Origin of the sequence: Algirhabdus cladophorae, assembly GCF_044772865.1 — a bacterium.
In the GTDB taxonomy this organism is placed as follows: domain Bacteria; phylum Pseudomonadota; class Alphaproteobacteria; order Rhodobacterales; family Rhodobacteraceae; genus Algirhabdus; species Algirhabdus cladophorae.
Genome location: NZ_CP173029.1, coordinates 724085 through 744188, shown reverse-complemented (window position 1 = coordinate 744188; position 20104 = coordinate 724085). Strand labels below are relative to the sequence as shown.

General features: G+C 56.5%; 16 protein-coding genes. 11 read left to right on the top strand and 5 right to left on the bottom strand.

Annotated features, from left to right (window positions below; all coding sequences use genetic code 11):
- Positions 1-119: 119 nt before the first annotated feature.
- The gene (locus ACIRQ6_RS03575) at positions 120-551 is read left to right on the top strand and encodes a DUF1489 family protein (protein ID WP_420862766.1); all 432 of its coding nucleotides are present in this window, start codon (positions 120-122) and stop codon (positions 549-551) included.
- Here ACIRQ6_RS03575 and hisG read toward each other — a convergent pair.
- Genes hisG through hisS form a run of 3 tightly spaced genes read right to left on the bottom strand, consistent with a single transcriptional unit; the run spans position 546 to position 3798 of the window.
- Positions 546-1238 (bottom strand): ATP phosphoribosyltransferase, encoded by a 693-nt coding sequence (gene hisG, locus ACIRQ6_RS03570; RefSeq protein ID WP_420862765.1) that lies wholly within the window; start codon positions 1236-1238, stop codon positions 546-548. The genes ACIRQ6_RS03575 and hisG overlap by 6 nt on opposite strands.
- Positions 1235-2320: an ATP phosphoribosyltransferase regulatory subunit gene (locus ACIRQ6_RS03565; RefSeq protein ID WP_420862764.1), complete on the bottom strand. Its 1086-nt coding sequence runs from the start codon at positions 2318-2320 to the stop codon at positions 1235-1237. Before ACIRQ6_RS03565 ends, hisG begins: the two co-directional genes overlap by 4 nt.
- Entirely contained in the window at positions 2317-3798 is a 1482-nt protein-coding gene (gene hisS, locus ACIRQ6_RS03560; RefSeq protein ID WP_420862763.1) for a histidine--tRNA ligase, read from the bottom strand. The genes ACIRQ6_RS03565 and hisS overlap by 4 nt, the downstream gene beginning before the upstream one ends.
- 79 nt (positions 3799-3877) lie before the next feature.
- On the opposite strand from hisS, the gene ACIRQ6_RS03555 reads away from it, so the two are divergent.
- On the top strand, positions 3878-4084 hold the full coding sequence (locus ACIRQ6_RS03555) for a SlyX family protein (RefSeq protein ID WP_420862762.1): 207 nt from the start codon (positions 3878-3880) through the stop codon (positions 4082-4084).
- On the opposite strand, the gene ACIRQ6_RS03550 is transcribed toward ACIRQ6_RS03555, so the two are convergent.
- Positions 4085-5296, bottom strand: coding sequence for a hypothetical protein (locus ACIRQ6_RS03550; RefSeq protein ID WP_420862761.1), 1212 nt, complete (start codon positions 5294-5296; stop codon positions 4085-4087).
- 96 nt (positions 5297-5392) lie between these two features.
- Positions 5393-8896 carry a DNA polymerase III subunit alpha gene (dnaE, locus tag ACIRQ6_RS03545; RefSeq protein ID WP_420862760.1) on the bottom strand — a complete coding sequence of 1168 codons (3504 nt, stop codon included), beginning with the start codon at positions 8894-8896 and terminating at the stop codon, positions 5393-5395.
- Positions 8897-9059: 163 nt separating this feature from the next.
- Here dnaE and xdhA point away from each other — a divergent pair, with 163 nt between their 5' ends.
- The 9 genes from xdhA to ACIRQ6_RS03500 all read left to right on the top strand — a co-directional run bounded on the left by xdhA (position 9060) and on the right by ACIRQ6_RS03500 (position 20096).
- Positions 9060-10418 carry a xanthine dehydrogenase small subunit gene (gene xdhA, locus ACIRQ6_RS03540; protein WP_420863844.1) on the top strand — a complete coding sequence of 453 codons (1359 nt, stop codon included), beginning with the start codon at positions 9060-9062 and terminating at the stop codon, positions 10416-10418.
- Positions 10415-12685 carry a xanthine dehydrogenase molybdopterin binding subunit gene (xdhB, locus tag ACIRQ6_RS03535; RefSeq protein ID WP_420862759.1) on the top strand — a complete coding sequence of 757 codons (2271 nt, stop codon included), beginning with the start codon at positions 10415-10417 and terminating at the stop codon, positions 12683-12685. Before xdhA ends, xdhB begins: the two co-directional genes overlap by 4 nt.
- On the top strand, positions 12682-13632 hold the full coding sequence (gene xdhC, locus ACIRQ6_RS03530) for a xanthine dehydrogenase accessory protein XdhC (protein WP_420862758.1): 951 nt from the start codon (positions 12682-12684) through the stop codon (positions 13630-13632). The genes xdhB and xdhC overlap by 4 nt, the downstream gene beginning before the upstream one ends.
- Complete coding sequence (locus tag ACIRQ6_RS03525; RefSeq protein ID WP_420862757.1) at positions 13629-15149, top strand: ABC transporter ATP-binding protein; 1521 nt, start codon at positions 13629-13631, stop codon at positions 15147-15149. Before xdhC ends, ACIRQ6_RS03525 begins: the two co-directional genes overlap by 4 nt.
- Positions 15136-16221 (top strand): ABC transporter permease, encoded by a 1086-nt coding sequence (locus tag ACIRQ6_RS03520; protein ID WP_420862756.1) that lies wholly within the window; start codon positions 15136-15138, stop codon positions 16219-16221. Before ACIRQ6_RS03525 ends, ACIRQ6_RS03520 begins: the two co-directional genes overlap by 14 nt.
- A gap of 1 nt (position 16222) precedes the next feature.
- Positions 16223-17155, top strand: a complete 933-nt coding sequence (locus ACIRQ6_RS03515) for an ABC transporter permease (protein WP_420862755.1) — start codon at positions 16223-16225, stop codon at positions 17153-17155.
- A gap of 27 nt (positions 17156-17182) precedes the next feature.
- Positions 17183-18259 (top strand): BMP family ABC transporter substrate-binding protein, encoded by a 1077-nt coding sequence (locus ACIRQ6_RS03510; protein WP_420862754.1) that lies wholly within the window; start codon positions 17183-17185, stop codon positions 18257-18259.
- A 251-nt stretch (positions 18260-18510) separates the two neighbouring features.
- Positions 18511-19290, top strand: a complete 780-nt coding sequence (locus ACIRQ6_RS03505) for a hypothetical protein (protein ID WP_420862753.1) — start codon at positions 18511-18513, stop codon at positions 19288-19290.
- 14 nt (positions 19291-19304) lie between these two features.
- The gene (locus ACIRQ6_RS03500) at positions 19305-20096 is read left to right on the top strand and encodes a DUF6065 family protein (RefSeq protein ID WP_420862752.1); all 792 of its coding nucleotides are present in this window, start codon (positions 19305-19307) and stop codon (positions 20094-20096) included.
- Positions 20097-20104 lie beyond the last annotated feature (8 nt).

The window sequence follows — 20104 nt, the reverse complement described above, 5'->3', positions numbered from 1 at the left end:
GGATGTGGCTAAACCTTAATGCAGGTACACACTATAGACCGCCACCCTACGCCTGACCACAAAAACTTGTCTCTTTGGCTCCAACCACTACAATATATACCAGCGCTGGGGGCGACTCTGTGGATAACTATGTGAATATCGTGAAATTGTCCGTCGGTACAGAAACCGTCGAAGGTTTGCAGGCGTGGCAGGCCCAGAAACGGGCGCAAACGGCGGATGGTTTGCCGCGCCATGTGACCCGTATGTGGCCCAAACGCGAAGCCGAGATTCTTGCTGGTGGCAGCATCTACTGGGTCATCAAGGGCGTAATCCTATGCCGCCAAAAGATACTGCGCCTCGACGAAGTGATCGGCCAAGACGGCATCCGGCGCTGCGCCATTGTTTCAGAACCGGAAATGACACGGGTCGCCGCGACGCTCAAGCGCCCGTTCCAAGGCTGGCGTTACCTGCAAGCCGCTGACGCACCCATTGATCTGGCCCCGGGGCGCGCCGCAGAAGACGCAATCCCGCCACAACTTAACGCAGCCCTTGCCGAAATCGGCGTGCTATAGGGCCAGCTTTGTTTGCAAGGTCTTCAAAGCAGAACGTGTCTGATCATCCCACGGGGCGATCCGCGATTTAAACAACGTTGCTTGGGATTTATGAATCAGTCCGTCTTGCAACAGTTTCAAATGGTTGGCCAGTAAAGTCGCCCCGGTTGTCGTAATGTCTGCCACCATTTCTGCGGTCTCGTTTTTCACAGTGCCCTCGGTTGCACCTTGACTGTCCACCAACTGATAATCGGCCACACCAGCGTCCTGCAAAAACTCACGCACCAAGCGGTGATATTTCGTGGCAATTCGCAAACGGAACCCGTGGTCGCGTCGAAAGGCAGCGGCAACCGCATCCAGATCGTCCAAAACATCCACATCAACCCAACACTGCGGCACGGCCAAGATCAAATCGGCATGGCCAAAGCCCATAAGCGCCAGTTCGGCCACTTGATTGTCCCAGACCGGTAGCTTTTCCCGCACCAAATCTGATCCAGTCACCCCCAAATGGATCCGACCTGCGGCCAACTCCCTTGGGATTTCACCTGCCGACAGCAGGACCAGTTCGACACCGTCGACCCCAGTGACTTCGCCCGCGTATTCCCGATCTGAGCCGGATTTGCGCAGCACAACGCCCCGTTCACCAAACCAGTCAAAGGTCTTTTCCATCAACCGGCCTTTTGATGGGACGCCCAGTTTCAACATCATTGGCCCGCCTCCAGCAAATCCACCAGCAAACCCGGCCGGATGACACCCCCCACAGCCGGAATTGCGCGGCCCTGACCTAACCTGTGGCACAGCGCATCATAGCGTCCGCCGGAGGCAAGATAGGGCAAATCTGGACGCTTGGCAGCACGAAACCCGAACACAAAGCCATCGTAATATTCCATGATCGTCCGACCGAAACTAGCTTCAAACGGCAGCGTGTCCGCTGCGACGCCGAGGGCCGCGAGCGCATCACTTCGCCGCCTCATTGTTTCCAAAGCCACATCAATCGATGGCATATCCACGGCGATATTGGCCAATTGGCTGATAGCGTTCGGTAGCGTTTCTTTGATTGCCAAAAGCGCCTCTAACAAAGCCACTTCCTCGCCGGAAATTGGGTCGGCTTTCGCATCTGCATGCAGGGCTGTTATCCGCTTGCTGATCTCGGATCTACGACGCAACCCGATCATCGGGGCTGCAGCTGCAAACGGATAAGCCCGCGCCAGCAGGTTTTCACGGCTGGGCGGCATGGCACTGCGCCCGCCAAACCGGTCCAACAAGGCCTTGAAACGACGCGGCCGCCAGATATGACGCAGCAAAGCTTCTTTGCGATCATCAGTGGTCTTTAGCCCCTTCACAGCGGCCGTCAAAATCCCGATGTCGCCGGTGACGGAAACCACATCTACCCCATCCAATTGCGCCTCGATCAGCGCAAAAACCTCGGCATCCGTGGCATCACTGTTGTCCCGATCAAAGACCTCATAGCCCACTTGCAAATACTCGTTGGCCCGATCCGGATCGTTCTCCTGGCGCCGAAAAACCCGGCCCGCGTAGGTGTAGCGCGCAGGGTCTGCGCCCTCTTTCATATGCATTTGAACAACAGGTACGGTGAAATCGGGCCGCAACATTTGCTCGCCACGCAGCGCATCTTGGGTGATGTAGGCCCGCGCACGAATGTCCTCGCCGTAAAGATCCAGCAAGGCGCCAGCCGGTTGCAAAACATTTGCCTCAACCCGCAAAGCGCCTTTTGCTTCAAACGCTTGCAAGATCTCGGTCGCCTTGTTTTGGTACGCGGGCGTCGTCACTTGGACTGTCCTTGCAGGATCTCACGCACCTTTGCCACCATCTGATCCCGGGGGACTTCAAACTGAGAGGGGCGCTCTTTCCATTCTTCCAATGTGGCGTTCTCGGCGATCTGCGCGCCAAGGACCAAATCCTTGATCTGAATGATGCCAGCGGCCTTTTCATCGCCACCTTCAATCACAGCCACAGGGCTGCTGCGTTTATCTGCGTATTTTAACTGATTGCCAAAGTTCTTGGGGTTGCCCAAATAAACCTCGGACCGAATACCAGCATTGCGCAACTCGGCCACCATGGCCTGATAATCGGCCATGCGGTCGCGATCCATGACTGTGACGATCACTGGGCCAACCTCTTGGGCCTGCATCCGGCCCTTCATGTGAAGCGCTGCCAGCAAACGGTCGACCCCGATGGACACACCAGTTGCCGGAACTTCCTGGCCTGTGAACCGCTTGACCAAATCGTCGTAGCGTCCGCCCCCTGACACAGATCCGAATTGCCGCGGACGACCCTTTTCATCCTTAATTTCAAAGGTCAGTTCCGCCTCATATACCGGCCCCGTGTAGTACCCCAATCCGCGCACCACAGAAGGGTCAATTTCGATGCGATCCGCGTTGTAGCCCTGTACGTCCAGCAAGGTAGCGATTGTTTCCAATTCAGAAACACCAGCTTCCCCAACTGCAGAACCTTTCACCAGTTCCAACAAGCGCGCCGTGGTCGCGGCACCAGTTTCGCGTTTGGCCTGCATAAAGCCCAGCACAATCTGTGCCTGTTCATCCCCGAGGCCAGCACCTTTGGTAAAGTCACCACTTTCGTCCTCGCGGCCGGCTTGTAACAGGGCGCGAACGCCCTCGAACCCAAGGCGATCAAGTTTGTCGATGGCGCGCAACACGATGCCGCGTTCGGCATCTTTGTCGTCTCCTGACAGGCCCGCGACTTCCATCACACCGTTGAGGACTTTGCGATTGTTGACCCGCACAATGTAGTCGCCCCGATCAATGCCGACACGTTCCAAAACATCCGACAACATGGCACAAATTTCTGCGTCAGCCGCCACAGATGGCGCGCCAACAGTATCCGCATCACATTGATAAAACTGCCGAAACCGGCCCGGTCCCGGCTTTTCATTGCGCCAAACGGGCCCCATGGCGTAGCGCCGGTAAGGCGTTGGCAGATCGTTGCGAAATTGCGCATAGACGCGGGCCAAAGGCGCTGTCAGATCATACCGCAACGCCAGCCAGTCTTCGTCCTCTTGCCAGGCAAAAACACCCTCATTGGGACGATCCACATCCGGCAGGAACTTGCCCAGCGCCTCGACTGTTTCCACCGCCGAGCTTTCCAAGGCATCAAACCCGTAATGATGATAGACCTCCGCGATCTGACGCAACATGTGAGCCCGCTGCGTGACTTGCGCGCCAAAGTAGTCGCGAAAGCCTTTCGGGGTCTGCGCTTTTGGGCGCGGCTGTTTCTTCATCTTGGCCATAACATCTGTCCTTGCCTTGTCGCAGGCCACATACCCCGAAGCCTATTCAAGGACAACAGCCTGTGTTAAGTGCGCCTTCATGAGCCAAGATTTTACCAGTTTCGAGGAAAGCCTCGCCCATCTGACCCGCACAGTGGATGAACTGAGCGATATTGTCGCCCGTCAAGAGACCGAGATCTCGATCCTCAAGCGCCGGATTGAGTTGTTGATGGGGCGCGAAGCGGAACGCGAGTTATCAGAAGGCGGAACTGTGGCCCTTGCGGATCAACGCCCACCCCATTGGTGATCAGCGCGCCTTGATATCCTTGGCTAAAACCCGACCGTCATGCAGCAACAAATCCGCCCAGCGCGGGTTGCTGCCAAACCGTTCGTAAACAGTCACAAACACTGTGTCTTTTTCCAGCTTTGCCACTTTGCTGCTGGGGCATGGCGTGTTTTTGGCCACACCGCATATTTTGGATTTCAGCGCCTCATAGGCCTGATCGGTCGGCGTAAACGGCAAATCGCGGTTGCTGCGCTCGTAGCGCACTTGCTCGTGGAACTGAGTGCCCCCAAACATCGCAAGGGCTGCACTGAACTGACGCACGCAACCATCAGAAAATCCGGTAATGTAATGCGGTCTCAGGGCCGTCGATCCCGGCTTGCTGTCATATAACCGGTAGCCTTTGCCGCGATCCGGATAGCGCCCAATTTCCTGGCCTAAACTGCCCCGTTGGGCCCCGCACACGCGTGCGATCTGGCCATATGCCATGGCATCGCCCAAGGCCACTTGGCCCGCATCGGGACCCACCACAGCCGAAGGGCGACGCGGCGAAAATAGCGTGCGGCGCAAACGGTTGCTGGGGGCTGCAGGCTGTTGCACCGCCGCTTCGATGACTGCAGGTGGTTCTGGAACGTCTTCGCTTGGGATCAAATCCTGAGCTTTCTCCGGTGCGACCAAGTCTACTTCGGGATCGGACTGCGGATCGGGCCTGCGGGTAAAAAGGCCAAAAATACCTTTCTTTTCAGTCTGCTGGGCAGGCTCTGCATCCACGTCAGCCACCGCCGCTGATGCAGGCGCGGTTTCAGGCACTTGCACGACTGGCGTAGTTGGCGTGGCATCGGTTACCCTAGAAGGTGCAGCGATAGACGCCAGCATAGCAGGGTTCGCAGCATCCGTCGGCGACAGGGTCACATCCCCTTGGGGCAAAACGGCTGCTTTGGGGGCAATGGCTTGGCGCCGCGCCCGTTCTTGGGCCAAACCCGCACTGGGCAATACACGGCGCAGCGCACCAAACAATCCAGCGGCGCCTTCAGAGGCTTCTGCGGCATTGGCGACAGCTAAGGCTGCCTGAACATCGGCCTGTTCCGTGTCGAGCGGCTGCGCCTCAACCGACGGGACAGCAGACAAAGATTGAGGGGCCTCGCTTACATTTTCAGCAGAGAGTTTAGGCAGGTCTTGCACGCGCGGGCCGCACCCGGCGAGGATCACCAAAACCGCAATCATTGTAACGCGCATCAAAGTTCCCTCGCCTGCATTCACACGGGTTTTAACGGCTCGAACGCATCAGGGGAAGCATTTGATTCCCCCCAGCAAAACCTTGCCAGTGCTGCTTTAGATGTCTTCAACCATGACGACACCTTCAAGGGATTTGATCGCTCCTTTGATCTGCGGCGTCATGGGGTAGTCCTGCGGCAGTTGCATCTCGACCTCGCCCGGCAATTTCTCGTCCAGCAGACAGAAAATGATTGGGCCTTTGCCGCCTTGCTTGATCGTCTCGGCTGCGTTTTGCAACACACCGGCCACAGGCATAATGGCCTCTTGGTCCTCGACATACACCCGCAAGCCCGTGCTGCCTGCATCCGCCACCATGGTATCAATCGGCGTCACGGACCGGGCCAACAACTTGAGCTGGTCGCTTTCCATCGTCGCCTCAACCGTTAGCACCACCTTGCTGCCGGTGTCCAAATGATCGCGCGCCACTTCCAAAGTGTCACTGAACATCGTCACTTCAAAACCGCCCGTGGTATCGCTGAGTTGCACAAAGGCAAAACGGTTGCCGCGGGCTGATTTGCGTTCCTGACGCCCGGCCACATATCCCGCCATTTTGGCAATGCAGGCGCCAGAGCGCGCTTTTTCCGTAACCTCATCCAAGGTCACGATGCCCTTGCGTTTGAGCGGGGCAGAATAATCGTCCAGCGGGTGACCAGACAGGAAAAACCCGATGGCTTTGAATTCCTCGGCCAACCGTTCCGCAGGCAACCAATCACTGACAGGGGACAGTCGCGGCTCGGGCAAATCATCACCGGCTTCCCCGAAAAGCGAGACTTGGTTTGAGTTACGTTGGTCGTGTATCGCACTGGAATAGTTGACCAATCCGTCCAGACTGTCGAACACACGGCGGCGGTTCGCATCCAACACATCAAAGGCACCAGCGCGGGCCAGCATCTCCATCGGGCGCTTGCCCACTCGTTTCAGATCTACACGGCGCGCAAAGTCAAAAAGCGTGACGAACGGCTTATCCCCGCGCCCTGCAACAACCAAACCCATGGCATCCACGCCCACGTTTTTCAGTGCCCCGAGGCCGTAGACCAATGCGCCCTCATGCACGTTAAACGTGGCTTGCGAGCGGTTCACACAGGGTGGCACATAGGGCAGATCAAGGCCCTTTTTGACCTCTTCAAAGTACACCGCCAGCTTGTCCGTCAGGTGGATATCGCAGTTCATCACCCCGGCCATAAACTCGACCGGGTGGTTCGCCTTGAGCCATGCGGTTTGATAGCTCACCACCGCATAGGCCGCCGCGTGGGATTTGTTGAAACCGTAGTTGGCGAACTTATCCAGCAGGTCCCAGACCTCTTTCGCCTTCTTTTCATCGACGCCATTTTCAGCCGAGCCTGCAAGGAATTTCGGCTTTTCCGCGTCCATCGCCTCTTGGATCTTTTTACCCATGGCACGACGCAGCAAATCCGCCCCACCAAGGCTGTAGCCCGCCATTTCCTGGGCGATCTGCATCACTTGTTCTTGGTAGACGATGATGCCTTGGGTCTCATCCAGAATATGGTCAATGGACGGGTGCAACCGTTCGCGTTCAGCGCGGTCGTTCTTCACATCGCAATACTGCGGAATGTTTTCCATCGGACCGGGCCGGTACAGCGCCACAAGGGCCACGATGTCCTCGATACAGGTGGGTTTCATCCGCTTGAGCGCATCCATCATGCCGCTGGATTCAACTTGGAATACCGCAACCGTTTTGGCGGAGGCATACAGTTTGTACGACGCCTCATCATCCAGCGGGATTGCGTTGATGTCGTTCAGCGTTCCCTCCGCAGGTTTATAAAGCTCGGTCCCGTCAGCTCGCACATGCAGATCACGACCCGATTGCAGGATCAAATCCACAGCGTTCTGAATCACTGTCAGAGTTTTGAGGCCCAAAAAGTCGAACTTGACCAATCCGGCCTGTTCCACCCATTTCATATTGAACTGCGTGGCGGGCATGTCGGATCGCGGATCTTGGTACAGCGGCACCAATGCATCCAGCGGCCGGTCGCCGATCACCACACCCGCCGCATGGGTCGAGGCATTGCGCAACAGCCCTTCGACCTGTTGACCATAGGTCAGCAAACGGTCGACAACTTCTTCATTCTTGGCCTCTTCGCGCAAGCGCGGCTCGTCTGCGAGGGCCTTTTCGATGGAAACAGGTTTGACCCCTTCCACAGGGATCATCTTCGACAAGCGGTCCACTTGGCCATAGGGCATCTGCAACACGCGGCCGATATCGCGCACGGCGGCCTTGGACAGCAAGGCCCCAAAGGTGATGATCTGGCCCACTTTGTCGCGACCATATTTTTCCTGAACGTAGCGGATGACTTCTTCACGACGGTCCATGCAAAAGTCGATGTCAAAGTCGGGCATCGACACGCGTTCTGGGTTTAAGAAACGCTCGAACAGCAAGGAATACCGCAATGGATCAAGGTCGGTCACGGTCAGCGCATAGGCCACGAGACTGCCCGCACCGGATCCCCGCCCGGGGCCCACGGGTATGTTTTCATCCTTGGCCCATTTGATAAAGTCAGCAACAATCAAAAAGTAGCCCGGGAACCCCATGCCTTCGATGATATCCAGCTCGAAATCGAGGCGCTTTTGATACTCTTCCACGGACGCTGCATGGGGGATCACGGCCAAACGGTTCTGCAGGCCTTCATTGGCTTGGCGGCGCAGTTCTACCACTTCGTCATCGGCAAATTTCGGCAGGATCGGATCGCGCTTGTAGGCTTTGAACGCACAACGGCGCGCAATTTCAACCGTATTTTCAAGGGCTTCCGGTAGATCCGCAAACAGAACTGCCATCTCCTGTGGCGTTTTGAAATAGTGCTGCGGGGTCAACCGGCGACGCGGTTCTTGCTGGTCCACATAGGCGCCTTCGGAAATGCAGATCAGCGCATCATGGGCCTCATACATCTCGGCATTTGGGAAATACACATCGTTTGTCGCCACCAATGGCAGACCCATCCCATAGGCCAATTCCACATGACCCTGTTCAGTCAACCGCTCGGCCTCAGGGGCGCTGCCATCCTCACCGGGATGACGTTGCAATTCCACATAGAGCCTGTCGCCAAAAATCTGCTGCAAGCGCTGCAACAGAGCCTCTGCTTTCGGGCGTTGACCGCCGCGCAATAGCCTGCCCAGTGGCCCATCCGGACCGCCCGTCAGGCAGATCACATCGGCATTGTAAGACGCCAAATCGTCCAAAGTCACCTGCGGCAACTGCCCGTCACTGTCCAGATACAGACAGGAGTTTAGCTTCATCAGGTTTTCATAACCTGTCTCGGTTTGCGCCAGTAAAACAAGGCCTGCTGGATCGCGTGGCTTTTCGCCTTGGGCGGCGGGGTCATAGGTCAGGTCGATCTGACAGCCAATGATCGGCTGCACACCCGCCTTGGACATCCCTTCTGAATATTCCAGCGCTGCGAACATATTGTTGGTGTCGGTCAATGCCAGCGCAGGCATGTCCAACTCCGCGGCCAGTGCCGGCAATTTCTTGACCCGCATCGCGCCTTCCAGCAACGAATATTCGGAGTGCATGCGCAAATGGATGAATCGTGTAGCGGTGCTCATAGCGCGCAGCCTATTGATTGGGCAGCTCAAGGAAAAGGCCATTCCCCCTCTTGCCAAACAGAAATTTCTTAGCTTTCATCGGATCCAGCCAAAGGGGGCGCGGGTCTACGCCGCATCGATCCACGCAGATCCCCACAGCACTGGTAAGGCGGCAGGTGTTTTCATGGAAATCACGTTTCTTCTGAACGGAGAGACTGTGCAGGCCGATGTGTCCGCCACCCATACCCTTTTAGATTGGTTGCGCGAGGATCGAGGCCTGACCGGCACGAAAGAAGGCTGCAACGAAGGCGATTGCGGCGCATGCTCGGTTATGGTGACGGATACAAGCGGGGCCAAGGCCCTGAATGCCTGCATTTTGTTGATGCCTCAGCTGCACGGCAAATCAGTTCGGACAGTGGAAGGCATCGCAGCGCCAGACGGCGCGTTGCACCCTGTCCAGCAGGCTATGGTCGACAATCATGGATCACAGTGCGGGTTCTGCACACCGGGCTTTGTGGTGACAATGGCCGCAGCACATCTCAATGGGCAAACAGATCACAACGATCAATTGGCTGGGAACCTGTGCCGCTGCACCGGCTACGCCCCGATCATCCGCGCCGCCCAAGAGGCCGAAAACGCGCCCGTTCCTGAATGGATGCACGATGCCCTGCCAGACAGCGTGGCACACCACATGGCGCTGCCAGACAGTGCGGACGCCTTGGCCGATTGGTTGATGGACAACCCGGACGGTACATTGATCGCTGGGGCCACAGATGTCGGCCTATGGGTCACCAAGCAATTGCGCGACATCCAGCCAGTGGCGTTTTTGCATCGATGTGTCGATCTGCAGCAGATTGAAATTACGGATGAAATGATCACCATCGGAGCAGGGACTACGATCAATGCTGTTCGCACGGCGATGGCTCCGTTTCATCCCAGCTTGGCTGAGCTTTTGCGCCGCTATGGATCCGAACAAGTGCGCAACGCCGCCACAATAGGTGGCAATATCGCTAACGGGTCCCCCATCGGCGACAGCCCCCCCGCGCTGATTGCATTGGGCGCGACGTTGCATTTGCGCCGTGGCGCGGACCGCAGGCACATGCCGCTCGAAGACTTCTTTGTCGCCTATGGCCATCAGGATCGCGACGTCAGCGAATTTGTAGAAAGCGTCAGTTTCCCGCGCCAAACAGACCGATTGAAATGCTACAAAATCTCGAAACGTTTTGATCAAGATATCTCGGCTGTCTGCGGGTGTTTCAATATCTGTGTTGAGGACGGAAAAATCACCAGTGCCCGCATCGCTTTTGGCGGTATGGCCGGAACGCCAAAACGGGCCTCCTGTGCCGAGGCCATTCTGGAAGGGGCGGATTGGTCGCTCGACACCGCCCAAAAGGCCGCTGCTGCTATGGCCAAGGATTTCACCCCGCTCAGCGACATGCGCGCCAGTGCTGACTACCGGATCGAAACTGCTACATCCTTGATGTTACGATATTTTTATGAGGATCAAGGACACCCCACATCGGTTCTAGAGGTCACATCGTGACCGTGCGCAACGCTCTGGCCCATGACGCGGCCCGCGGCCATGTGACTGGGGCTGCACGCTATGTGGACGACATTCCAACACCCCGCGACACGTTGCATCTGGCCTTTGGTCTTAGCACCGTGGCCTGCGCTGAAGTTACTGAGATGGTGCTGGACGACGTGCGCGGTGCCGATGGCGTGATCGATGTTTTGACCGCCCATGACCTGCCCTTTGCCAATGATGTCTCGCCCTCCGTCCATGACGAACCATTGCTTGCCACAGGTCGGGTCCATTACCTTGGTCAGCCGCTGTTTTTAGTTGTAGCAACCAGCCATCTTGCCGCGCGCAAAGCTGCGCGTTTGGGCAAAATCAGCTACGCGGAAACGCCCAGTATCCTGACCATTGATCATGCCATGCAAGCCAACAGTCGGTTTGAGGATGGCCCGCGTGTCTACGGCCAAGGCGATCCCGAAGGCGCGCTTGCCACAGCGGTCAACCGCTTGAGCGGCTCTGTCACCATGGGCGGCCAAGAGCACTTTTATCTGGAAGGCCAAGCCGCCCTCGCCCTGCCCCAAGACAACGGCGATACGCTGGTGCATTCCTCCACTCAGCATCCGACGGAAATCCAGCACAAAGTGGCAGAAAGCCTCGGGGTGCCGATGCATGCTGTGCGTGTAGAAGTGCGGCGCATGGGCGGTGGCTTTGGCGGCAAGGAAAGCCAAGGGAACGCTTTGGCTGTGGCCTGTGCGATTGCTGCAAACCGGTCCGGACGCCCCTGCAAAATGCGGTACGACCGCGACGACGACATGATGATTACGGGCAAACGCCACGATTTTCGCATCGATTATGACGTTGGATTTGATTCAGATGGGAAAATTGCCGCGATCACCTTTGAACAGTTTGCCCGCTGCGGTTGGGCGCAGGATCTGTCACTGCCTGTGGCCGATCGCGCCATGCTGCACGCAGACAACGCCTATTTCCTACCCAATGTGCGGATCACCTCCCACCGTCTGAAAACCAACACCCAAAGCGCTACAGCCTTTCGCGGCTTTGGTGGCCCACAAGGCATGATGGGCATTGAGGCCGCTATGGACGATCTGGCCCGTCACCTTGGGCTGGATCCCTTTGCAGTACGTCAGATAAATATGTACCGCGATGCCGGAACCGGCGCGCCCCAAACCACACCTTACGGCATGACCGTAAGTGACGGCATCATCAACCAGCTTTGCGAAAGCCTGGTAGAAACATCAAATTACCACGCAAAACGCCGCGATATTTTAGATTTTAATTCGAATAACCACATCCTTAAAAAGGGGCTCAGCCTAACGCCCCTTAAGTTCGGGATCAGCTTTACCCTGACCCATCTCAACCAAGCCGGCGCTTTGGTGCACGTCTATTCCGACGGCTCGGTGATGCTCAACCACGGTGGGACCGAGATGGGACAAGGCCTGTTTCAGAAAGTTGCGCAAGTGGCCGCAAGCCGGTTTGGCCTCCCAATTGATGCAATCAAAATCACTGCAACAGACACAGCCAAGGTCCCAAACACATCTGCCACCGCCGCCTCGTCAGGGTCTGATTTGAACGGAATGGCTGTGGCCGATGCCTGCGACAAGATCAAAGCCCGCATTGCAAATCATCTGGGTCAGGGCAAACCTGTCTCTTTTGCCAATGGCATGGTGACCTGCGCCGATAAGTCTTGGACCTTTGCCGAAGCTGCGCAAAGCGCTTATCAGGCCCGCGTCAGCCTGTCTGCGACTGGGTTTTACAAAACCCCCGATGTCGCGTGGGACAGGATCGCCGGCACCGGGCAGCCGTTTTTCTACTTCGCTTATGGGGCTGCACTGACCGAAGTTGTCATCGACACGCTGACTGGTGAAAACCGCATTTTGCGCACGGATATCTTGCATGATGCAGGCGCATCGCTGAACCCTGCATTGGATATCGGCCAGATTGAGGGCGGCTATGTCCAAGGCGCGGGCTGGCTGACGACCGAGGAATTGGTATGGGACGATACCGGCGCGTTGCGCACGCACGCCCCTGCGACCTATAAAATTCCAGCTTGTTCGGATCGTCCACCCATTTTTAACGTAGCCCTATGGGACGCCGAAAACCCGGCTGACACGATCTATAAATCCAAGGCCGTGGGCGAGCCGCCGTTCATGTTAGGCATGTCCGCTTATTTTGCCTTGCAAGACGCAGTGGCTGCTTGCGGTGACGGGCCAATGACCCTGTCAGCCCCTGCAACTGCCGAGGCCATCAAACGCGCTGTGGATGCGCGCCGCGGATGAGCTTTGATCTGGCCGATCTCACAGAAAAAGTAACCCAACATGGGCGCGTGATACGCGTTGTTGTGGCCGCAACCAAGGGCTCCAGCCCGCGCGAGGTGGGCGCGGCGATGTTGGTCTGGGCTACAGGGCAGTCGGGCACGATCGGTGGCGGTGCTTTGGAATTTCAAGCGGCTGAAACTGCGCGCGATGTGACCAAGGATCGGATCACCCACCATCCCTTAGGGCCCGAGCTGGGACAGTGCTGCGGCGGTGCCGTCACCCTTTTGACCGAAGTATTTGACGCGGAACGTATCGCCACAGTGCCCCAAGACGTGTATGTCCGTGCGCCGGAGCAAACCAACCAGCACCCGCTGAAAATAGCGAAAATGCTGGCCAAAGCACGCGCTGAGGGGCAAATGCCGCCCCCAGAATTGCAAAACGGTTGGATGATCGAGCCTGTTTTGCGCAGCAGCCGCAACCTGTGGATTTGGGGTGCTGGTCATGTAGGACGCGCCATTGTGGATGTTCTGGCTCCGCTGCCGGATCTTCAGATCACATGGGCCGACACCGGACCTGATCGCTTTCCGGACAGGCTTCCACCGCGCGTGGATCAAGTCACCGCGCAGGATTTGCCGCAGCTGGCAACCCATGCCCCGATCACTGCCGAACACCTCATTTTGACCTATTCCCATGTGATTGATCTGGATCTGTGTCACAGTTTGTTGCAGCGCGGCTTTGCCTCCTGCGGCTTGATCGGGTCCAAAACCAAATGGGCACGGTTTCAAAACCGTTTACGCGCCCTTGGCCACACGCAATCCAGTATCGACCGGATCATCTGCCCCATTGGTCGGCCCAGCCTTGGAAAACATCCCTATGCCATTGCCATTGGCGTCGCCGATGCGCTACTGACCCCCCGTCAACCCGGCCGCAGCCAACCCGTCCTTGGGGCACAGGAACAATCTGCATGAGTTCTGTCTTAGAAATTACCGCTGTGACCAAGGCCTACCCGGGCGTTGTGGCCAATGATCAGGTCAGCCTGACGATCAAACCGGGCGAAGTGCACGCCTTGCTGGGCGAAAACGGGGCTGGCAAATCCACCTTGGTCAAAATGATCTACGGATTGGTCAAGCCAGACACAGGCCATATGCGCTTTCTCGGGGATGATTTTGCCCCGTCCGAGCCGCGCATGGCAAGGGCCGCTGGCGTGGCGATGGTATTTCAGCACTTTTCCTTGTTTGAGGCGCTCAGCGTCGCTGAAAACATCGCTCTTGGCATGGAAAACCCACCCAAGATGCGGGATCTGGCCACTGAGATCACCCAAACCTCCAATGCCTATGGCCTGCCGTTGGACCCGCAGCGATTGGTCGGTGATCTAAGTGCGGGGGAGCGTCAAAGGGTCGAAATCATCCGCTGCCTGCTGCAAAACCCCAAGCTGCTGATTATGGACGAACCGACATCCGTGCTGACCCCGCAAGAAGTCGAGGTTCTGTTCGCAACTTTGCGCAAACTCCGCGCTGAAGGCACCTCGATCCTATATATATCGCACAAGCTGGAGGAAATTCGCAGCCTGTGTGACGCGGCCACCATCTTGCGCCTCGGCAAAAATGTGGGCACCTGCGATCCCAAAAAGACCAGCGCGCGCGATATGGCCGAATTGATGGTCGGGGCCAGTTTGCACGTCCCGCACAAGCAACCCAAACCCGCCGGGGCTGATGTGTTGCAGATCAAGGACCTGACCTTACCCGCCGCCAGCCCGTTTGGGACCAGTCTGCGCAATATTCATTTGAATGTGCAAAAAGGCGAGGTGTTTGGCATCGGCGGTGTTGCAGGCAATGGTCAGGACGAGCTTTTGGCGGCCCTTTCGGGCGAACGCACCACATCCCCAGACGCCGTGACATTGGCCGCAGCTCCTGTAGGGCATATGGGACCAACCGCGCGGCGCAAATTGGGTTTGCTTTGCGCCCCCGAGGAACGTCTGGGCCACGCGGCCGCACCGGATATGTCCCTGATCGAAAACGCATATCTTACGGGGATGGACCGAAAGCAACTCAAGCAAAACGGTTTTCTAAATTGGAAAGCTGCCGAAAGCTTTGCCAAAGAGATCATTCAAACCTTCGACGTGCGCACGCCAAGTGCCGCAAATGCCGCACGATCCTTGTCTGGCGGGAACTTGCAAAAGTTTGTTATTGGCCGCGAAGTGATGCAGGCCCCCGTGGTCTTGGTTGTGAACCAGCCAACATGGGGCGTTGATGCCGCCGCAGCCGCTGCCATTCGCCAAGCCCTGCTGGATTTGGCCGAAGACGGAGCCGCCGTTGTGGTGATCAGCCAAGATTTGGATGAATTGATGGAAATCAGCGACCGCTTTGCTGCGTTGAACGAAGGCAGACTAAGTGCGCCGCGCCAGACCAATGATCTGAATGTTGAGGCGATTGGCCTGATGTTGGGCGGCGCCCATGATCTGGAGGCCGCTCATGCTGCGCCTTGAAAAACGCTTGCAACCCTCACGCACGTGGGCGGCTTTAACACCGGTTTTGGCCGTGGTTTTGACGATGATTGCGGGTGGCATCATGTTCGCCGTCCTTGGCAAAGACCCGTTTGAGGCCATACGCACGATCTTTTACGACCCTTTGTTCAATGAACAATTCGCGGCCTATTCGCGGCCACAACTTCTGGTCAAAGCAGCACCCCTGATTTTGATAGCGATCGGGTTGTCATTAGGCTTTCGTGCAGGCGTGTGGAATATCGGGGCCGAGGGCCAGTATATTATTGGTGCGATTTGCGGTGCGGCTGTTGGTCTGGCGTTTTATCCTTTGGAGGCGTGGTACATCTTTCCACTGATGGTGCTGGCCGGGGCCTTTGGCGGTTTTTTATGGGCGATGATCCCCGCCCTGCTAAAGATCAAGTTCAACACCAACGAGATCCTCGTCTCGCTGATGCTGGTCTATGTCTCGACCCCGCTGTTGGCGCAAATGGCCCTTGGTCCGCTACGCAATCCAGATGGCGGCGGTTTTCCGGGCAGCCGGAACTTCCAACAATATCCCAGCGGGTCAAACCCCGAACTGATCGCAGGCACAGGTGCTCATTGGGGCGTCGTCACAGCCCTTATCACTGTCATTGCGACGTATATCTTGCTGACCCGTCATAGCCTTGGATTTCAAATCCGGGTGACGGGGCAAAGTCCGCGCGCAGCAAAATTTGCGGGTGTCTCACCGAACGTCATCATCGCGTTTTGCCTTGGGGTGTCGGGGGCATTGGCAGGTGTTGCAGGGCTTTTTGAAGTCTCTGGCCCCGCCGGGCAGATCAGTATTGATTTCGCCAGCGGCTATGGGTTTACCGCGATTATCGTGGCCTTCCTCGGGCGATTGCATCCCATCGGTATTTTGCTGGCGGGCCTTTTGATGGCTCTGACTTATATCGGCGGCGAGCTGGCGCAATTTATGTTGGGACTGCCGGGTGCAGCGATCCAAGCGTTTCAAGGGATGCTGCTGTTTGCGCTACTGGCCGGGGATGTTTTGACAAATTACAAACTGCGCTTTGGGCGCGGTCAGGCAGGTTGACATGGATCTCAGCGCAATCACCCCAACCCTCTTGCTGGCCTCGCTGATGGTGGCGGCCACGCCGATCCTACTGGCTGCAATCGGCGAGTTGGTTGTGGAAAAGGCAGGGGTTTTGAACCTAGGCGTCGAGGGCATGATGATCATTGGCGCGATCTGCGGCTTTGGCATCGCCGTCGAGACCGGATCAACAACCTTGGGATTTCTCGGGGCCGCTGTCGGCGGAGCCCTTTTATCAATGATCTTTGCCTTCCTGACACAGGTTTTACTGGCCAACCAAGTGGCAACCGGCCTTGCGCTGACGCTGTTTGGTTTGGGCCTGTCGGCGCTGTTAGGCCAAGGTTATGTGGGCGTTTTGGGCCCAACCGCTATGAAACTGGACATCCCCATCCTCAGTGACATCCCGTTTTTCGGCGCTGTTCTTTTCCGTCATGATGCCATGGTCTACTTCAGCATTGCTCTGGTGACCGCCGTTTGGGCCGTCCTTAAATACAGCCGGGTCGGTTTAGTTTTGCGCGCTGTGGGCGAGAACCACGATGCAGCCCATGCCTTGGGCTATAAGGTCGTGCGCATCCGTTTTGCGGCAATCGGCTTTGGTGGGGCCTGTGCGGGCCTCGGCGGTGCCTATCTGTCATTGGCACGGGTACCGCAATGGACCGAAGGCATGACCGCAGGCGCGGGCTGGATTGCGCTGGCCATTGTTGTCTTTGCCAGCTGGCGCGCCCCACGCGCGTTAATAGGTGCCTATCTTTTTGGCGGATTTGTCGTCCTCCAGTTGAACTTACAGGCCGCAGGGGTGGCGATCCCCGCTGCGTACTTGTCCATGAGCCCATATCTGATAACAATTTTGGTGCTCGTGATAATTTCCGCGGACAAATCCCGTGCAGCACTCAATGCACCGGCGATGTTAGGCCGCATATTCCATGCCTCAAACTGAGGCATACCAACCAAGGGGAAGACCTGAATGAAACTCAAATCACTGCTGACAGGGGCCGTTGCTGCTATGGCCCTCGCCACTGGCGCATTCGCCGATGGCCATGCCAAGACCAAAGCTGGCTTTATCTATGTAGGCCCCGTTGGCGACTTTGGCTGGTCCTATGAACACAACGAAGGCCGTCTGGCTGTCGAAGAGGCCTTTGGCGACGCAGTTGAGACCACCTTTGTTGAATCGGTCCCAGAAGGCGCTGATGCCGAGCGGGTTTTGACCCAAATGGCCCTGTCTGGCCACGACATCATCTTTACAACATCCTTTGGCTACATGGACCCGACCCTGAACGTTGCGGCCAAGTTCCCTGATGTGAAGTTTGAGCACGCCACAGGCTTTAAGCGCGCAGACAACGTGTCCACATATTCCGCACGCTTTTACGAAGGCCGCGCAATTTTGGGCCACATCGCGGGTAAAATGACCGAAACCAACACTGTGGGCTACATCGCCTCGTTTCCGATCCCAGAAGTGATCCGCGGCATCAACTCGGCCTATTTGCACGCCAAAAAGGTGAACCCTGACGTCGAGTTCAAAATCGTATGGGTCTACACATGGTTTGATCCTGCCAAAGAAGCCGATGCAGCAGCAGCCTTGATCGAACAAGGCGCAGACGTGTTGATGCAACACACTGACTCCACAGCGCCAATGACCAAAGCCGAAGAAGCAGGGATCATGGCCTTCGGTCAGGCCTCTGACATGATCAACTTTGGTCCAACAGCCCAGCTGACAGCAATCATCGATGACTGGGCACCTTATTATATCGCGCGCGTCAAGGCGGTCATGGACGGCACTTGGGAAAGCACCGACACATGGGACGGCATCGCACCGGGCATGGTTGAGATGGCCCCTATCTCGGACCGCGTTCCAGCCGATGTGCGCGCCGAAGCCGAAGCGTTGGAAGCCGCGATTGCCGCAGGCGAGTATTTCCCCTTCACAGGCCCCATCAACAAACAAGACGGCAGCGTTTGGTTGGCCGAAGGTGAAACAGCCGATGACGGCACCTTGGCGGGGATGAATTTCTACATCGAAGGCATCACAGGCGACGTCCCGAACTAGCCTTTGCGGTATCCAAAAACCTCAAAAACCCGGGCCAATGGCTCGGGTTTTTTCGTAAAGTTGAGTGATTCTCTACCGTTTTCCCCCTGTGCGTGTGCAGCATTAATCTTTCCTTAAACATTTCGAAAAAATAACCCTTTGTTTTTGTTAGTTAAAATTTGATTAACACTAAACAAAACAACCTAATTGACATAACTGTTTCAAGGCTGAGAACGTTAAGCATCGTTAACTAAACTCACCTGGAGACTGACATGTCTAAAACTACACTCGCCGCCACAACTCTTGTTCACATCGCAAACAAGGCCCCTTCCTTCACACCTGACTTTGACCATGTCACCGACGCAGGTCGTGTTCACATCGCAAACAAGTCACCGTCGTTCAAAACCGAATTTGACGTGCAAGATGCAGGCAATGTCCACATCGCCAACAAATCGCCAGCCTTCTCAACAGACTGCGAAGACGCGGGCCTCGTGCATATCGCCAACAAATCCCCAGCCTTCTCAACAGACTGCGAAGACGCGGGCCTCGTGCACATCGCCAACAAATCCCCAGCCTTCTCAACAGATTGCGAAGATGCAGGCCTCGTGCACATCGCCAACAAATCGCCAGCCTTCTCGACAGATTGCGAAGATGCAGGCCTCGTGCACATCGCCAACAAATCGCCAGCCTTCTCAACAGATTGCGAAGACGCGGGCCTCGTGCATATCGCCAACAAATCGCCAGCGTTCTCAACAGACTGCGAAGACGCGGGTCTTGTGCATATCGCCAACAAGTCGCCAACGTTCTCAACAGATTGCGAAGATGCAGGCCTCGTGCATATCGCCAACAAATCGCCAGCATTCTCAACAGACTGCGAAGACGCGGGCCTCGTGCATATCGCCAACAAATCGCCAGCCTTCTCAACAGATTGCGAAGATGCAGGCCTTGTGCATATCGCCAACAAATCGCCAGCCTTCTCGACAGATTGCGAAGACAATGGCCTCGTGCATATCGCAAACAAATCACCTATCTTCACAGTTGAAGCTGCTTAATCAAAGGCACCCAATTGGAAGACTTTACGGCTAATGCCAGCAGCGCGTCGCAGTCTAGCGACGCGCTTGCGACGTTTTACAGACTTGTGCCTCAGGCCAGTCAACCTGTCCCCGCAGATCCTGCGGCAGGCGGCACATTGCCCCTGCGTGCCTATCGTTACTGCGAACCGATCCGCCTTGCCTCACAGCTTGGCTGGTATGTGTTCCCGCCTTTAGATTTTTCGCTGATGTGGGATGGCACTCAAATCCATTGGACCTACGACGGTGCTGCAGATTGGATGCCGCTGGACAGTGCCCAATACCCGAAATTTTCCGCTGAATTTGACGCGAACTGCCCACCGGACATCAAAGGGTATGCGCCACCGTTTCTGGCGTCAGTTTTACAACCTGGGGTTTTGCAAATCTGGTCTGGCCTCATTGTACGCACCGCACCAGATTGGTGCTTGCTGATCCGTGAGCCCGCCAATATCCCCAACACACAACACATCCAAGGATTTGAAGGGGTTGTGGAAACAGACCGCTGGTTTGGCCCCCTCTTCACAAATATCCGATTAACCAAAACCGATACGGTCGTCAGCTTTAAACGCGACCATCCGCTGTTTACGATTCAGCCCTTGCATCGCAGTCAGTTAGATACCAAGCTCAACCGGAACACGAACAAAGTTGGGTCAATGGCTGAAATGACCGCTCAGGATTGGGCCGATTACAAAGCAACGATTGTCGATCGCGTAGGGGAAAACAGAGTGCCAGGGGACTACGCCAAAACATCTCGCAAACGTATGAAGAGCGACAAACGTGAGGATTAAGGGGTTCC

Excerpts from the sequence above, each read along its gene's own strand:
- hisG (WP_420862765.1), bottom strand. The coding sequence starts at position 1,238 with ATGATGTTGAAACTGGGCGTCCCATCAAAAGGCCGGTTGATGGAAAAG.
- hisS (WP_420862763.1), bottom strand. The coding sequence starts at position 3,798 with ATGGCCAAGATGAAGAAACAGCCGCGCCCAAAAGCGCAGACCCCGAAA.
- ACIRQ6_RS03555 (WP_420862762.1), top strand. The coding sequence starts at position 3,878 with ATGAGCCAAGATTTTACCAGTTTCGAGGAAAGCCTCGCCCATCTGACC.
- ACIRQ6_RS03550 (WP_420862761.1), bottom strand. The coding sequence starts at position 5,296 with ATGCGCGTTACAATGATTGCGGTTTTGGTGATCCTCGCCGGGTGCGGC.
- dnaE (WP_420862760.1), bottom strand. The coding sequence starts at position 8,896 with ATGAGCACCGCTACACGATTCATCCATTTGCGCATGCACTCCGAATAT.
- xdhA (WP_420863844.1), top strand. The coding sequence starts at position 9,060 with ATGGAAATCACGTTTCTTCTGAACGGAGAGACTGTGCAGGCCGATGTG.
- xdhC (WP_420862758.1), top strand. The coding sequence starts at position 12,682 with ATGAGCTTTGATCTGGCCGATCTCACAGAAAAAGTAACCCAACATGGG.
- ACIRQ6_RS03525 (WP_420862757.1), top strand. The coding sequence starts at position 13,629 with ATGAGTTCTGTCTTAGAAATTACCGCTGTGACCAAGGCCTACCCGGGC.
- ACIRQ6_RS03520 (WP_420862756.1), top strand. The coding sequence starts at position 15,136 with ATGCTGCGCCTTGAAAAACGCTTGCAACCCTCACGCACGTGGGCGGCT.
- ACIRQ6_RS03515 (WP_420862755.1), top strand. The coding sequence starts at position 16,223 with ATGGATCTCAGCGCAATCACCCCAACCCTCTTGCTGGCCTCGCTGATG.
- ACIRQ6_RS03510 (WP_420862754.1), top strand. The coding sequence starts at position 17,183 with ATGAAACTCAAATCACTGCTGACAGGGGCCGTTGCTGCTATGGCCCTC.
- ACIRQ6_RS03505 (WP_420862753.1), top strand. The coding sequence starts at position 18,511 with ATGTCTAAAACTACACTCGCCGCCACAACTCTTGTTCACATCGCAAAC.